Below are 15801 nucleotides of genomic sequence, written 5' to 3'. Positions count from 1 at the left end.
CTAAGCGACTATTCAAAGTCGATAAGTACGCCTCGCGTTGTCGCCCAACACTGCATTTTTTTCATGCGCTGACAATTTGGAAAGCACCTCCAATGTCAATTTTCGCCAAGCACCATAAGTACCTGATAGCTCCAACACTGGCCAATCACTGCCCCACAGCAACCGCTGCGGCCCCCAAATGGCCAGCAGGGCTTCACACCATGGTCTCACCGCTTCTACCGGCTGGCCCTTCGGAGCCTCGGTCCACAAACCCGACATTTTGCAAACCACCCGATCCGGATGGGTCTCGCGCGCCAGTTGTGTAATGGACTGCGCCCAAGCGTCCATGGCCAGTGCATCGATCACTGGCTTGGCGCCATGGTCCACCACCACTGTCAGATCTGGATGGGCTTGGGTGAGCTTCAAAATTCTTGGGATGTGAACTGGTTTGATCAAGGCGTCGAACACCAACCCACTTTGCGCCATGGCCGACAGCACAGGCTGGATGGCGGGCTGCAAGATCCAGTCTGGATCGCTCAGGTCTTGCAGCATGGGACGAAGACCTTTGAGCATGGGCTGAGCGGCGCATTGCGCCACCTGATCGACAGCGTCCGGAGCCAACATGTCAATCCAGCCCACCACCCCCAACACACAAGGGTTGTCATGCGCTTGCTGCAACAAAAAAGTTGTTTCTTGCGCCGTAGGTGCAGCCTGCACCAACACACCGCCATTCACACCCCAAGCCAAGGCTTGTTGCTGCCAGTCGGCTACGGCCACATCGCGGTAGATAGGCGCCAGATCGGACGTGAGCCAGCCGTAATCGGCTCGCGCCAGTTGCCAGCAATGAAAGTGTGCATCGATCATGGCCGCTCTCCTGACCATGCTGCTTTTTCTGGTGTCGGAGCCTCGGCAGGAATCAGGCCTTCATGACGCAGTTGCAGCCAAAAATCTGCCGGCACCACTTCACGCTCGGCTTGCCGAGCCGCTTGCCATTGGTCAGCATTGCGCACCCCCAGCATGACGATTTGCGTGGCTGGGTGGGCCAAAGCGAACTGCACCGCAGCAGCTGGCAAACTGACGCCATGCTGGTCGCACACCCTTTGCATGCGCAATGCTTTGTCTACCCAGACTTGAGCGGCAGGCGCGTAGTTGAAGGTCATGGGCCGATCCGTCGCCACGCGATTGGCCAGGATGCCCGAGTTGAACACCCCACCGAGCGCCAAGGCCACCTGCCGTCTGACCAATTGCGGCATGAGCGTGGGCAGGGCCGCCTGGTCAAGCAAGGTGTAGCGTCCCGCCAGCATGAGCACATCCAGATCGGCGTGGCGCAGCACCTGTTCGACGATGTCATGGTCGTTCACACCCAGACCGATGTGGCTGATCAGGCCGGCTTGTTTGAGCTTGGCCAGCTCGGGCAGGGCCTCTTCCAGCACCTGGCGCAACACGGCAGCAGCGTTTGGACCATGCGTGCCAGCGTCGACGTCGTGGATGTAGACCGCATCGAGCTGGGCCAGGCCCAAACGCTGAAGGCTGTCTTCCACACTGCGGCGCACACCGTTGGCCGACAAATCCCAGTGCTGCACAAAGGGCAGTGTGTGCACATAGCTGTGCTGTTCATGCGGCACTTGGGCCTGTGGTGTAAGCAATCGACCCACTTTACTGGACAGACTCAAGTTGCCGCGCGGGTGGCCGCGTAAGGCATCGCCCATTCGCCGCTCAGACAGGCCGTGGCCGTAATGCGGGGCCGTGTCAAAACTGCGGCAGCCGTCCGCCCATGCGGCATCGACCACGGCGCGGGCCTGCCCGTCGCTCATGGCTTCAAAAAGATTGCCCAGCGGTGCACCGCCCAATCCCAGTCGAGCGCCGTCATTACACGGCAAAAAAGCAGGCGATTTCATAGACTGATGAGAGAAGACATGGTGGCCATCGTAGAGGGCAAAACAGCCGCTGACCAGTGCTGTGGGTAAAACACCCAAACACGGGTATTCACTGAGAGATCGGTACCCGATCATCGCTAACATGTTAGTCAGTCATGCTTAAAAACATTTCCCCACTTTTGACACCACAACTGTTGTTTGGCTTGGCCAAGCTCGGTCATGGCGACGATGTGGCGCTGGTGGATGCCAACTTTCCTGCCGATCGCATTGCCGAACAAGCACACGCCATTCTGGTGCAGCTGCCAGGTTTGACCACCACACAAGTGCTACAGGCCGTGCTCAGCGTGTTGCCACTGGACAGCTTTGACAACCCCTGCAGCTGGACCATGCAAGTGGTCGGGGATGCGCAGTCGGTGCCAGCCCCAGTGGCTGAATTCAAGCAAGCGCTGAACGATGCGGGCGAAAACCAGCCGGGCAGCTTGGAGCGCTTCGCTTTTTACGAGCAAGCCCGCTCGGCCAGGCTGGTGGTTCAAACGGGCGATCTGCGCAAATACGCCAACATCCTGCTGCGCAAGGGTGTCATCTCGACCGATTGACACCATGGCCACAACGTCCAATCCCCAAACCTTGCGCGCCCGCGCTTATGAAAATTTTCGCCAACAGATCCTGCAGGCCCATGTGCAACCCGGCCAATTTGTATCACAACGCGAGTTGATGCAGTTGCTCGACATGCCGCTGGGCGCCGTGCGCGAGTTGATCCCCCGCTTGGAAGCTGAGGGCCTGCTGCGCACCGTGCCACAACGGGGCCTGCAAATTGCGCATGTTGACCTCAAGCTGATCCACAACGCATTCCAATTGCGCAGCATGCTGGAACGAGAAGCCGCTCTGCATTTTGTGCAGACAGTCGGTGATGAGGAACTGGCCCATATTGAGCAAGCGCACCTGAACATCGTGCAGCGCGCCGGGCAGGGCCCCATTACCGATGAACTGCTGACTGAAGCCACCTCAGTGGATTGGGGCCTGCACGACCTCATGATCGATACGCTGGGCAATGACCTGATTTCCCAAACTTACCGCATCAACAGTCTGCGTGTGCGTTTGATCCATCTGGAACGCTCGACTTTGTCGGCTGAAGTTTTGCTGCCCGCCATGCAGGAACACCTGAACCTGATTGCGGCCCTCAAATTGCGCGACCCATTGGCCGTGGCAGAGCACGTGGCCTTTCACATCCACAGTGCCCACCAAAGGGTTTTGGGACAAGACCGCCGCGTCCTCTCAACACCTGCCCGGCTTGACAAGCTTGCACCTTCATCAGTCGACACTTCTACCCCCATCCTCACGGAGTTCTCTTGACACCCTCACTCACCAACAGCCGCAATGGATTTCAGGGCATCTGGCCTGCCATGCTCACGCCGCTCGATGCACAACTGAACATCGACCACCCCAAATTGGCCGCACACGCTTTGTCCTTGATTGATTCAGGGTGCGGGGGCGTGACGATTTTTGGCACCACGGGCGAAGGGCCTTCGTTCTCATTACAAGAGCGCAAGCAAGCCGTTGAACAATTGATCGCCAATGGCGTGCCCGCCGAGCGAATCATGGTCTCGACCAGCTGCACCGCCGTCACCGAAACGCTGGAACTCACACGTCATGCGGTGGACTTGGGGGTGCATGGCTGTTTGGTTCTGCCACCCTTCTTTTTCAAGGGCGTCAGCGATGAAGGCATCCTGAACGGCTACGTCCAAATCATCGAGGGCGTGAACAGAAAAGACTGGCGCCTATACCTGTACCACATCCCCCAGGTCATCGGGGTCTACCTGACTCACGGCGTGATTGCCGAATTGATCAAACGCTACCCCGGCATCATTGCGGGCATCAAGGACAGCAGCTGTGACAGGGCGCATTCAGTAACCCTGGCTCAAGCCTTCATGCCGCCGCTCACGGTCTATGTCGGCTTTGAACCCGACCTGCCCACCATGGGGCCGATGGGCAGCACTGGCGCGATCAGCGGACTGGCCAACTTTTTGCCACGCATCGTGCATCGCATGGTGCTTGAACCCACAGCCTCCAGCACGGCGCACGATGCACAACGGGTACAAACCATTTTGGATTTGCTCAAACCCCATTCGCTGATGCCCGCCCTCAAAAGCGTGATGGCCACCTTGCACAACGACAACAGCTGGCTGCGGGTGCGCCCACCTTTGGTGGCCATGACGCCTGAGGCACACACCGCATTTGCCCATCAAGTAAAGCAGTTCAACATTGACGCCACGCGCGAATAAGTCGATTCGCACCTTTCGATTCATACCTTTCGTTTACCCACCACCACTCCAGGAGACAAGCATGAAAAACACATCCACTTTGCGTCGCGGCCTGTTGGCTGCCAGCGTTTCGGCGCTGGCCCTTGGCAGCATGCTCGGCGTGAGCACACAAGCCTTGGCGCAAGCCAAAATTCCAATGCGCATTTCCACGCCTGCCGTGCCCGACGACTGGCACGCCAAGATGTGGACCGTGTTCAAGGACTCGCTGGACAAATCCTCGCCCAACCAGTTCGACACCCAGATCAACCTGAATGCCTCTTTGTTCAAGCAAGGCACCGAGCCTGCTGCCATGGCACGTGGCAACCTGGAGCTTTCGGCCATTTCGGCGTTTGACATGGCCAAGCTGGTGCCCGAGTTCTCGATCTTCACTGCAGGCTATGTGGTACGCGACCCCGCACACCAACAAAAGGTGTTCAATGGCCCCATCGGTGAAGGTCTGTTCAAAACCGTCTCCGAAAAAATGGACGTGACCATTTTGTCGACCGCCTACTTGGGCACCCGCCAAGTGAACCTGCGCGAAGCGCGCAACGTCAAGACACCTGCCGACCTCAAAGGCATCAAGCTGCGCATGCCCGGCACCAAAGAATGGCTGTTTTTGGGCGAAGCACTGGGCGCCACGGCCACACCACTGGCCTTTGGTGAGGTCTACCTGGGCTTGAAAACCGGCACCATCGACGGGCAGGACAACCCCCTGCCCACAGTACGTGCGGCCAAATTTTATGAAGTGACCAAACAATTGGTGCTGACCAACCATTTGGTGGACAGCATCTTCATTGCGATCTCCAACAAGACCTGGAACGCTTTGACGCCCGCGCAAAAGCAAAACGTCAAAGCCGCTGCACAAGCTGCAGCCCAGTTCAACAATGAAAACCGCATCAAGGAAGAAGCCCAGATCGTGGACTTCTTCAAGCAACAAGGCTTGCAAGTGACCACGCCCGATTTGGAAGCTTTCCGCAAGTCGGTGCAGGACACCTATGCCAAATCGGAATACGCCAAAGTGTGGCCCGCCGGCATGCTTGAGCGCATCAACAACACCCGCTGAACATGCGATGGTTCAAAAAAGCCGCCGACACGTTCGGCGGCCTTGTTTTTCTCTGCCTCTTCTTGACCTTTTTGGTACAGATCACGGCCCGCTTCGGCTTCAACAAGCCGCTGCCTTGGTCAGACGAGCTGGCCGTGATCCTTTACCTGTGGGCCATTTTGTGGGCTGCCGCCTTCATGGTGCCCGAACGCGAGCAAGTGGTTTTTGATCTGTTGTGGAACAGTGCCAGCCTGAAAACACGCCGGGTCATGCGCATCGTAGGCAACCTCATGATCGGGGGCCTGGCCTTGGTGGCCATTCCGGCCAGCTGGGACTATGTGCACTTCATGGCGCGGGAGTCGTCTCCCGTGCTGGACATTTCATTCCAATGGATTTTTTTACCGTTTGTTCTGCTGCTCGTAGCGCTGGTGTTGCGCAGCATTTGGAACATCTGGCAGGCGATCAAAGGACAGGGCCTTGAAGCCCAGGGACTTCCAACATGAGTTTGGCTTTGTGGGCCCTGGTGGGCGTGGTGGTCTCGGGCATGCTGCTGCGCATGCCCATCGGTTTTTCCATGCTCATGGCCGGTGTGGCCTACCTGCTGGTCAAAGGGCAAGACCTGGGCCTTGTGGCCGAGCAAGTGAGCAACGGCCTGTACAACAGCTATGTGCTGCTGGCGGTGCCGCTGTTTGTGTTTGCGGCCAACATCATGAACGCGGGCACGGTGAGTGAACGCATTTTTGACTTCTGCCGCATCCTGGTGGGCCGCATGCGCGGGGGCCTCGCGCAGGTGGACATTCTGGTGAGCGTGATCTTCTCGGGCATGAGCGGCAGCGCCATTGCCGACGCCGCGGGTCCCGGCTTGGTCACCATCAAGCAAATGCTCAAAAAACCCGAGTACACCCCTGGCTTTGCCGGCGCTGTGGTGGTGGCCAGTGCCACATTGGGGCCCATCATTCCGCCGTCCATCCCGATGGTGATTTATGCGCTGGTCTCCGGCGCTTCCGTTGGCGCCCTGTTTTTGGGAGGTGTGGTGCCGGGCGTTTGCATGACCATCCTGATGATGAGCGTGGTGCACTTCATTGCCCGCAAGCGGAACATGCCGCGCGAAGACCCCATTCCGCTGAAGGAGTGGCCAACCATCCTGTTCCGTGGGGCCCTGCCTTTGTCCATGCCCATCGTGTTATTGGGCGGCATTTATTCGGGCGCCTTCACACCGACTGAAGCTGCGGCTGTGGCGGCCCTTCATGCCCTGCTGTTGGCTGCCTTTGTATTTAGGGCATTGAGCTGGCGCGCATTTTGGGGCGTGGTGCTCGAATCGACCCGATCGAGTGCTGTGATCACCATCATTTTGGCCGGCTCTTTCATGCTGAACTACGCCTTCACCGCTGAGGGAGTACCCCAAGCCATGGCCGCATGGGTGGACAGCCTGCACTTGAGTCGGCTGCAGTTTCTGTTCATGGTCAACGCCTTGTTCCTGATTCTGGGATGTTTCCTCGATGTGTCGGTGCTGCTGCTGGTGTTCGTGCCCATGTTGCTGCCTGCAGCCAAACTGTTGGGTGTGGACCTGGTGCACTTTGGCGTGCTGGTGGTGCTAAACATGATGATTGGCCTGATCCACCCACCCTTTGGCATGCTGCTGTTTGTGACCAAAGCGCTGACCGGCATTCCAATTGGCGACATGATGCGCGAAGGATGGTTGTTTTTGCTAATGCTCCTAGGCCTCTTGGTGGCCATCACCGTCTTCCCTCAAATCGTCTTGTGGTTGCCGCAGACCATGGGCTACGGCACACCGGGTGGGACCTGATGTCCGTCGAAGTCGTTTGCGTGGCCAGCTGGAATGTGGACCTGATCGCCCACATTCCCCAACCGCTTGAACGTGGTCAGACCCGAATGGCGAATGCCTTTGAGCGCCTACCCGGCGGCAAGGGCAGCAACGCGGCGATTGCCGCTGCGCGCCAAGGTGCGAAGGTCGGACTGATTGCTCGGATTGGTGGCGACGATTTCGGCCAAATGGGCTTGGACCTGTGGACCCATGAAGAGATTGACAGCCAGCATGTGGTACGTGGCGCTGGTGAAACGAACGGCACCGCGCTGATCCTGGTGTACGAAGATGGCGACAACTCGATTGCCGTTTACCCAGGCGCAGGTGCAGGCTTGAGCGCCACACATGTTCAATCGGCCTCCGCCATGCTGGCGAATGCCCGCGTGGTGATGGCTTCTTGTGAAGTGCCCTTGGCAGCCACCCAAAGTGCATTTGAAACCGCCCGCGCCCACGGCGTGCTGACCCTTTTGAACCCGGCTCCTGCCATGCCCATACCCGATGGGCTGTGGCCTTTGATCGATGTGCTCACGCCCAACGAAGGCGAGTTGCTGATGCTGACTGGCGCAGCGGACATCGACACTGCTGCCGACCTGCTTTTGCAACGTGGCGTTGGGGCCGTGGTGGTCACGCTGGGCGAGCGCGGCTGTACCTTGTTCCGACAAAACGCCGCACCCCTGCGGCTACCTGGCCACACCATGCAAGTGGTAGACACCATCGGGGCGGGCGACACTTTTACCGGCACCTTAGCCGCTGCCTTGGCCAGAAAAGCACCTTGGCCCGAAGTCTTGCATTGGGCTAACGCTGCAGCGGCTTTGTCCACACAGGCTCACGGTGCTGTGACCGCGATGCCCACATTTCAACAAGTTCAAACATTTTTCCCTTACACCACCGGCACGTAAGTCGGTGGCTTCTTACCCTGCGTGCAACTTGAGCTGAGGCGAACATCCGAAAGCTGAAGTCACAGACCAGCAAGGTCTGTGGTTTTGACTTCACGATAATGGGGCATGCGTTTTTTCTGCCGCTCACACACACTGGCCTTAGGGCACTTCAGCGTCTGGCTTTCCCTGCCCCAGCTCATCACTTGGGGCAGCGTTTTTTACACCTTCTCTTTGCTCATGACCCCGCTCGAAGCCGAGCTGGGCATGACACGCGCGCAATCCTCACTGGCTTTCAGCATGGCCTTGCTGGCTGAAGGACTGATGGCTTACTGGGTCGGGCGGTGGATTGACGCTGGTCGCGAACGCATGGTGATGACACTGGGCTCGATTTGGATCGGCGCAGGCTTGCTGGCCCACAGCTTTGTGAACTCGGTCATGGGTTTTTATGCCGCTTGGATTTGGTTGGGTTTGGGCCTAGCGGCGACGCTTTACACCCCTGCATTTGCGGTGGTCACGCGTCGCTTCCCACAAGACTTTCGCCGCGCCATCATCACGCTCACGTTTTTAGGCGGGCTGGCCAGCACGGTATTCATTCCGCTGTTTGCTTGGTGGATGGACCTGTGGGGCTGGCGCGTGGCGCTGTGGGCGCTGGCTGGGCTCCAGTTGTTGGTCTGTGCACCTTTGCACGCTTGGCTGCTGCAAGAGGCCGCGGGCACCCAAGTCAACCCAGCCCATCGCACGCATCCTGAACAAATCGGTCATACCGAAAAGCCAGATATCGCCTTACCTGTGCGCGAACACCTGCGCCATGCGCCCTTTTGGCTGCTGGCCTTGTTCATGGTGCTCACCATGTCGGTGACGTCAGCCCTGCCCGCGCACATGATTGCCTTGCTGCAAGAGTCAGGACTGTCACCCGCTTGGGTGCTCGGTGTTCCTGCAGCCATTGGGGTCATTCAGGTGCTGGGGCGTTTGGTGTTGTTCATGTTTGAGCGTTACTGGGATGTACACGCTGCCAACCGCTGGATTCCAACACTGATCCCGGCGGGTGTGCTGGTGTTGTTGATCGGTGGCCTGCAACCACTGGCTGCATTGGTGTTTGTGTTGCTCTACGGCTTGGGAAATGGCATGAACACCATCGTCAAAGGCACGGCCATGGCCCAGTATGTGAGCCGCGCGCATGTGGGGCAACTCAATGGCCTGCTGGGTTTGCCGATTGCGCTGGCGCGGGCCGCAGCACCCTTGACGCTGGGCCTGCTGTGGTCGCCGCAACACGGTTACGCCCTGGCACTTTGGTGGTTGCTGATTGCCAGCTTGCTGGGCACCGTAGCACTCTGGGCCGCGCAACGCTCTGCCCTCAAGCCCGTGCGCTGACCCGAGTTCCGTGCGCCTTTATATCCACATTGGCATATATAACCAACTAAAAAATCGTTCCCATGTCTGAAGCGGCTGGCCACAATCGCGCCATCTTCTGTTCATCACCTTCAGGAACGACCCTCATGAAACGCATCTCTGCCTTGGTTCTGGCTTTATCGGCCACCGCTTTCTCCGTGCCCGCTTTGGCCGCCCAGCCCCTGCTCAGCCCCGCCGAGCTGCAGGCCAAACTGTCTGATGCCAACGTGCGCGTGATCGACATCCGCGACCCCAAGTCGTATGCCGCCAACCACATCCCTGGCGCGGTGAGTGCGCCTTATGGCACTTGGCGCGGCCCGGCCAGCAACCCTGGCGAATTGCCCGCTCTGCCCAAGCTGACCACCTTGGTGCAAAGCCTGGGCCTGACCCCCGGCACCCACGCGGTGATTGTGTCCAGCGGTGCAGATGCCACCGACTTTGGCGCTTCGGCCCGGGTTTACTGGACCCTCAAAGTCCTGGGCCTCAAAGAGCTGTCGGTGCTCAATGGCGGTGTGAAGGGCTGGACCACGGCCGGTTTGCCGCAAAACAACCAGGCCGTGAAAGTGGCGGCCAGCAGCTTTCAGCCGCAAATCGACAAGAGCCTGGTCGCCACCAAAGAAGAGCTGGTGGCCCGCGTGAAAGCCGGTGACGCCGCCTTGATCGACGCCCGCCCGGCCGAATTCTTCAAGGGCGACACCCGCCACGTGGCCGCCAGCGTGCCCGGCACCTTGCAAGGTGCAGTGAACGTCGAACACGACAAATGGTTTGCCCCTGGCAGCTCCACCTTTGTGAACACCGAGCAGGCCCAAAAAGTGGCAGCCGCCAGCCCCATTGACCCGGCCAAAGAAACCGTGTCCTTTTGCAACACCGGCCATTGGGCTGCGACCAACTGGTTTGCCATGTCCGAGGTGCTGGGCCAGAAAAACGTGAAGCTCTATGCGGGCTCCATGGTGGAGTGGTCCAAAGACGCCAGCGGCCTGCCAATGGCCAACGTGCCCAGCCGCCCCAAGCAACTCCTGATCGACGCCAAGTTCTGGGCTGAGAAAACCTTCAAGTAAATTCAGGTCATGAAACGCCTTCCTTTGGCGGCCTTGCTGGCCGCCTTTTTCATCTTTTTGGCGCTGTCCGTGTCCATCCGCCAAGCCGTTCTGATGCTGGTGGGCGTGGGCATGGGCGCGGCTTTGGCTGCCGCCCGCTTTGGTTTCACCACCGGCTGGCGTCAGCTCATTGAGCAACGCAACCCGCAAGGCGTGACCGGGCAGGTGCTGCTGCTGGCACTGGCCAGCTTGGCGGCGCTGCCGCTGCTGGGCCAGTTTTCTGAACTGCACGCAGCCCTCGGGCCACCGAGCGTGAGCTTGCTGGTGGGCGCTTTTGTGTTCGGGCTGACCATGCAAATTGCCGACGGCTGCGGCTCGGGCAGTTTGTACAAGGCGGGCCTGGGCGTGCCGCTCAACATGGGCATCTTGCCGCTGTTCGCCTTGGGCAGTTTTTTAGGTTCGGTGCACCTGGACAGCTGGCTGTCGCTGGGCCAAACGGCCCCGGTCAGTTTTGCCGCCGAATACGGCACGGGCGGCGCTTTGGCCTTGACGCTGGCCCTGCTGGCCGCCGTTTTGGTGGCCGTGCGCCTGTGGGTGGGCGCGGGCCAAAGCTGGTTAGACAAACGCTGGATCTGGGGCGCGGTAGCACTTGCCGTGCTGGCGACATTGAACTTGTTGCTGGCGGGCCAGGCTTGGGGTGTGGTTTACGGCTTTGGCCTGTGGGCCGCCAAGGTGTCGGTGGCGCTGGGCGCGTTTGACCCCACGGCCAACGCCTTTTGGGGCCAAGCAAGCAACGCGCAACGCCTGACACAAACCGTGTTCATGGACGTAACCACCATCACCAACATCGGCATTCTGGGCGGTGCGCTGTGGGTCTCGGCCAAGTCCCCGGCCGGCAGCAAGCCCCTCACCACGCAGCAATGGGTGATTGGCCTGGTGGCCGGTTTCATCATGGGCTACAGCTCGCGCCTGGCCTTTGGCTGCAACATCGGCGCCATGCTCAGCGGCATCTCCACCGGCAGCTTGCACGGTTGGCTGTGGGTGCCTTTGGCCTTTGCGGGCACCTTGATTGGCGTGCGCGTGCGCCGCCATTACCAGTTCTGATGGAGGCCACATGAACACGACGCACAAACTGCAAACGGTTTTCTGGCTCATCCTGGCCGCTTTTTTGGCCTGGGACTTTCAGGCCTCCGACCCGGTGGACCTGCGCAACGAGCCGCCCCTGATTGCGGCAGGCTCGGGCCAGGCCACGAGTGGCGGGCATTGCTCGATGGCGAAATGAGGGCACGACCGGCAAGGGTTACGACCAAGCCCTGATGTTGAAATCCTGAGACACCAAGCGCCTCCTTGGACAGCGCTCGGATACAGCCATTCAGGTATAACCCGGCCATGCAAAATCGCCGTGTGGTCATCGTCAGCCCCGCCTTGGCAGATGCCAACAACGGCAACTGGCAAACGGCGCGCCGATGGCAGCGCTTGCTGGCACCACACCATGTTCGGATCGTGCGGCAATGGCCCGGCAACGATCCAGCCGCCCATGCCCAAGCCAGGCAAGACGAGGTGATGCTGGCCCTGCACGCCCGGCGTTCGGCCGAGGCCGTACAAGCCTGGTACGCACAGCACGGTCAACGTGGATTGGGTCTGGCCTTGACCGGCACCGACTTGTACAGAGACATTGCGCACGACCCACAAGCCCAGCGATCTTTGGCTTTGGCCCAATCTTTGGTGGTGCTGCAAGGGCTGGGTCCCGAATCCTTGCCACACCAGCACCAAGAAAAAACCCGGGTGATTTACCAATCCAGTAGCACCCGTCAGACCTTGCCTAAAACCAACCGGCATCTGCGCATCGTCATGGTGGGGCATTTGCGCGAAGAAAAAGATCCGCGCACGTTGATGGCAGCAGCACGTCTGCTGTCCCCAGCCAGCGGCATCCTGATCGACCACATTGGCGCAGCGCTCGACCCGTCACTGGGCCAGGTTGCACTGGCCACACAGGCGCAGTGCCCGCACTACCGCTGGTTGGGTGCACTGTCACACCGCCAAACCCTGCAACGCATTCAACGCGCGCACCTGTTGGTGCACTGCAGCCGCATGGAAGGCGGCGCCCATGTGCTCATGGAAGCGATTTGCAGCGGCACGCCCGTGTTGGCTTCACGCATCGATGGCAATGTGGGCTTGTTGGGCGAACACTACGATGGTCTGTTTGAGCCTGGCAACTCGCAGGCCTTGGCCAATGGAATGCTTGCCTGCCGAGCGCCACAAACCGGTCATGCGCTGATGGCACACTTGCAGCATCAGTGCGCCTTGCGCGCACCCTTGTTTGAACCTCAGGCCGAACGTGCCGCCTTGCACCGCTGGGTGCAAGACCTCTGGACAATTTGATGAAACCATCTGATCAACCCGTGTTGCGCGACCTGGTGCTGGTCGGCGGTGGCCACAGCCATGTCGGCGTGCTGCGCATGTTTGCCATGAAGCCTGAACCGGGCGTGCGCATCACGGTGATCTGCACAGACGTTGACACGCCTTATTCGGGCATGTTGCCGGGCTACATTTCGGGCCATTACAGCTTTGACGAAGTGCACATCGACCTCGGCCGCCTGTGTGCCTTTGCGGGTGCGCGGCTGTACCACGATGCCGTGATCGGCATCGACCGCAAAACCCAAACCGTCATTTGCAAGAACCGCCCACCCGTGGCCTACGATTTTTTGTCCATCAACATCGGCTCAACCCCCCAGGTGCAACAAGTTGAAGGCGCACAAACGCTGGCTGTACCGGTCAAACCGATTGCACAGTTCAACCAGCGTTGGCTGGCATTGCTGGACAAAGCGCGGCAATGGCCAACGCACCGTGGTCGCATGACGATCGCGGTGGTGGGGGGTGGCGCAGGGGGCGTAGAACTTTTACTGTCCATGCAATACCGATTGCGCAACGAGCTCAAGGCTTTGGGGCGCAGCCCTGAAGACCTGAAATTTGTTCTGCTGAGTTCTGGCGAGACGATCTTGCCCACGCACAACCCTGGCGTTCGCGCGCGGTTTGCCAAGGTCTTACAAGAGCGCAATGTCGAGGTGCACACCCAAGCCGAGGTGGTGCAGGTCTCGCCCGGCTGCCTGCACACGCGCGACGGCCGCACCTTCGACGCAGACGAAACCATGTGGGTCACCCAGGCAGGTGGCCCCGCTTGGCTGCAAAGCACGGGTCTGGCGCTCGACAAACAGGGCTTCATCCTGGTGCACCCCCAGCTGCAAAGCCTGAATGACCCGCTGGTGTTCGCGGCGGGCGACATCGCTTCATTGGTGGACCGCCCGCTGGAAAAAGCCGGTGTGTTTGCCGTGCGCATGGCCAAACCCTTGGCAGAGAATTTGCGCCGCAGCTTGCGCGGCCAAAAGCTGGTGGCTTACAAACCGCAACGCCACTGGCTGGCCCTGATCTCGACCGGTAACCGTTTTGCTGTGGCTTCACGCGGTTCGCTTGGCTTTGCAGGCAGCTGGGTTTGGCAATGGAAGGACCGCATCGACCGGGAATTCATGCGCCGCTTCACCGAACTTCCCGTGATGGGCTGGAACTCACCGGGCACCCAGTTGCGCACTGCCATTCAGTCGATGGGCCAAGTTCTCAAAGACATCCAGGCCCAAGGCCGCGCCCCCACCACACGGCTGAATTTGACATCCGAAGAGTCACTGCAAGCCATCTCAGCCATTGCCATGCGCTGCGGCGGTTGCGGCGCCAAAGTCGGCTCCAACATTTTGTCCCGGGCTTTGGGCAACTTGAAGCCCATGGAGCGGCCAGATGTTTTGATCGGCCTGCATTCGCCAGACGATGCGGCCGTGGTGCGCGTGCCGCCGGGCATGGCCGTGGTGCAGACGGTGGATTTTTTCCGGGCCTTCATCGACGACCCCTATCTGTTTGGAAAAGTGGCGGCCAACCACGCGCTGGGCGATATTTTTGCCATGGGGGGCGCGCCGCAAACGGCCACCGCCGTGGTCACCGTGCCGCCGGGACTGGAGAGCAAGGTCGAAGACCTGCTGAACCAAATGATGGGTGGCGCGATCGAGGTTCTGAACGCAGCAGGCTGCGCCCTGGTGGGCGGGCACACGGGCGAAGGCGCCGAGCTGGCCCTGGGCTTTGCCATCAACGGCCTGATCGACGAGAAGATGGACAGCGTGATGCGCAAGGGCGGCATGCAGCCGGGCGATGTGCTGCTGCTGACCAAACCGATTGGCACCGGCACCTTGTTTGCCGCGCATGCCCGCTACGCCGCCAAGGGCCGCTGGATCGATGCGGCGCTGCAATCGATGCTGCAGTCCAACCAAATGGGTGCTGACATTTTGCGCACCCATGGCGCCACCGCCTGCACCGACCTGACCGGTTTTGGCCTGTTGGGCCACTTGGTGGAAATGACGCGCCCTTCAAACGTAGATGCCGAGCTGAACATGAGCACACTGCCCCTGCTGGACGGCGCGGTGGACTGCGTCCAAGCGGGCATCGTCAGCTCGTTGCAGCCCGCCAATGTGCGCCTGCGCCGAGCCCTGCGCAACGCCGACGAATTTGTGAGTGACCCACGCTACCCCCTGTTGTTTGATCCGCAAACTGCAGGCGGCCTGTTGGCCAGCGTGCCCGCCGCCCAAGCGACGGCATGCGTGCAAGCGCTCAAAGCAGCAGGCTACTCACACACCGCCATCATTGGCCGCATCACTGCGCAAGGCGAAGCCATCGAGCCGGTGCTGCTGAAAACCTGAGCGCCTTCGCACCTGGAAAAAACTGAACCTTCATGACCACCGAACACCTCACGCAACCCATCACACTGAACGCCGACCGGACCCAGCGCTGCATCGTCCACAGCCCCTCGCTCGACTGGGTGGACTCACCCTCATCGGGTGTGTCGCGCCGCATGCTGGAGCGTGACGGTGGTGAAGTAGCTCGCGCCACGTCCATCGTGCGTTATGCACCGGGCTCGGCTTTTTCCAGCCACACGCACGGCGGAGGCGAAGAAATTTTGGTCCTCGAAGGCACGTTGCAAGATGAACATGGGGTGTATGGCCCCGGCACTTACATCAAAAACCCGGTGGGCAGCTCGCACGCGCCCTCCTCGCCGGAAGGCTGCACATTGTTTGTGAAGCTGCGCCACCTGGACGCACGCGACGATGAGCGCGTGGTCATTGACACGCGCCGCAGCGAATGGCGTCAGGGCATGGTGGAAGGCCTCAAGGTCTTGCCGCTCAACACCTTCGAGACGCAAAACACCGCCCTGGTGCGCTGGGCACCGCAAACGTTTTTCAACCCGCACCGGCATTGGGGAGGCGAAGAAATTTTGGTGGTCGAGGGCGTGTTCTCGGACGAACACGGCGACTACCCTGCAGGCAGTTGGCTGCGCAGCCCCCACATGAGCCAACACCAACCCTTCAGCCGCGAAGGCTGCTTGATCCTGGTGAAAACAGGACACTTGTAAGCCACCCGCAGGACTTGGTTTTTTAAGA

Annotated in this window: 16 protein-coding genes; 14 read left to right on the top strand and 2 right to left on the bottom strand. The window is 60.0% G+C overall.

Features of this window, described 5'->3' with window-relative positions:
• Positions 1–12: 12 nt before the first annotated feature.
• A complete protein-coding gene (locus SWE17_RS03080) occupies positions 13–843 on the bottom strand; it encodes an amidohydrolase family protein (protein ID WP_322991662.1) in 831 nt (276 codons plus the stop codon).
• Positions 840–1877 carry an aldo/keto reductase gene (locus SWE17_RS03075; RefSeq protein ID WP_322991661.1) on the bottom strand — a complete coding sequence of 346 codons (1038 nt, stop codon included), beginning with the start codon at positions 1875–1877 and terminating at the stop codon, positions 840–842. The genes SWE17_RS03080 and SWE17_RS03075 overlap by 4 nt, the downstream gene beginning before the upstream one ends.
• A gap of 134 nt (positions 1878–2011) precedes the next feature.
• On the opposite strand from SWE17_RS03075, the gene SWE17_RS03070 reads away from it, so the two are divergent.
• From SWE17_RS03070 to SWE17_RS03005, 14 genes are all read left to right on the top strand, one after another.
• A complete protein-coding gene (locus SWE17_RS03070; protein WP_322991660.1) occupies positions 2012–2452 on the top strand; it encodes an RbsD/FucU family protein in 441 nt (146 codons plus the stop codon).
• A 4-nt stretch (positions 2453–2456) separates the two neighbouring features.
• Positions 2457–3209 (top strand): GntR family transcriptional regulator, encoded by a 753-nt coding sequence (locus SWE17_RS03065; RefSeq protein ID WP_322991659.1) that lies wholly within the window; start codon positions 2457–2459, stop codon positions 3207–3209.
• The gene (locus SWE17_RS03060) at positions 3206–4138 is read left to right on the top strand and encodes a dihydrodipicolinate synthase family protein (protein ID WP_322991658.1); all 933 of its coding nucleotides are present in this window, start codon (positions 3206–3208) and stop codon (positions 4136–4138) included. The genes SWE17_RS03065 and SWE17_RS03060 overlap by 4 nt, the downstream gene beginning before the upstream one ends.
• 61 nt (positions 4139–4199) lie before the next feature.
• Positions 4200–5219 (top strand): sialic acid TRAP transporter substrate-binding protein SiaP, encoded by a 1020-nt coding sequence (locus SWE17_RS03055; RefSeq protein ID WP_322991657.1) that lies wholly within the window; start codon positions 4200–4202, stop codon positions 5217–5219.
• A gap of 2 nt (positions 5220–5221) precedes the next feature.
• Positions 5222–5701, top strand: a complete 480-nt coding sequence (locus tag SWE17_RS03050) for a TRAP transporter small permease (RefSeq protein WP_322991656.1) — start codon at positions 5222–5224, stop codon at positions 5699–5701.
• Complete coding sequence (locus SWE17_RS03045; RefSeq protein ID WP_322991655.1) at positions 5698–7005, top strand: TRAP transporter large permease; 1308 nt, start codon at positions 5698–5700, stop codon at positions 7003–7005. Before SWE17_RS03050 ends, SWE17_RS03045 begins: the two co-directional genes overlap by 4 nt.
• Positions 7005–7922, top strand: a complete 918-nt coding sequence (locus SWE17_RS03040) for a ribokinase (RefSeq protein WP_322991654.1) — start codon at positions 7005–7007, stop codon at positions 7920–7922. The genes SWE17_RS03045 and SWE17_RS03040 overlap by 1 nt, the downstream gene beginning before the upstream one ends.
• 105 nt (positions 7923–8027) lie before the next feature.
• Complete coding sequence (locus SWE17_RS03035; RefSeq protein ID WP_322991653.1) at positions 8028–9272, top strand: MFS transporter; 1245 nt, start codon at positions 8028–8030, stop codon at positions 9270–9272.
• A gap of 125 nt (positions 9273–9397) precedes the next feature.
• Complete coding sequence (locus SWE17_RS03030; protein WP_322991652.1) at positions 9398–10348, top strand: sulfurtransferase; 951 nt, start codon at positions 9398–9400, stop codon at positions 10346–10348.
• Positions 10349–10357: 9 nt separating this feature from the next.
• Positions 10358–11431 (top strand): YeeE/YedE thiosulfate transporter family protein, encoded by a 1074-nt coding sequence (locus tag SWE17_RS03025; protein ID WP_322991651.1) that lies wholly within the window; start codon positions 10358–10360, stop codon positions 11429–11431.
• Positions 11432–11441: 10 nt separating this feature from the next.
• Complete coding sequence (locus tag SWE17_RS03020; RefSeq protein ID WP_322991650.1) at positions 11442–11609, top strand: hypothetical protein; 168 nt, start codon at positions 11442–11444, stop codon at positions 11607–11609.
• Positions 11610–11716: 107 nt separating this feature from the next.
• Positions 11717–12709: a selenoneine biosynthesis selenosugar synthase SenB gene (gene senB, locus SWE17_RS03015; RefSeq protein ID WP_322991649.1), complete on the top strand. Its 993-nt coding sequence runs from the start codon at positions 11717–11719 to the stop codon at positions 12707–12709.
• On the top strand, positions 12709–15063 hold the full coding sequence (gene selD / locus SWE17_RS03010) for a selenide, water dikinase SelD (protein WP_322991648.1): 2355 nt from the start codon (positions 12709–12711) through the stop codon (positions 15061–15063). Before senB ends, selD begins: the two co-directional genes overlap by 1 nt.
• A 32-nt stretch (positions 15064–15095) precedes the next feature.
• Positions 15096–15773 (top strand): cupin domain-containing protein, encoded by a 678-nt coding sequence (locus SWE17_RS03005; RefSeq protein ID WP_322991647.1) that lies wholly within the window; start codon positions 15096–15098, stop codon positions 15771–15773.
• Positions 15774–15801 lie beyond the last annotated feature (28 nt).

The sequence above is a fragment of the Limnohabitans sp. genome (genome assembly GCF_034680285.1).
In the GTDB taxonomy this organism is placed as follows: Bacteria; Pseudomonadota; Gammaproteobacteria; order Burkholderiales; family Burkholderiaceae_C; genus Limnohabitans_A.
This window is presented reverse-complemented; position numbering and strand designations above follow the sequence as displayed.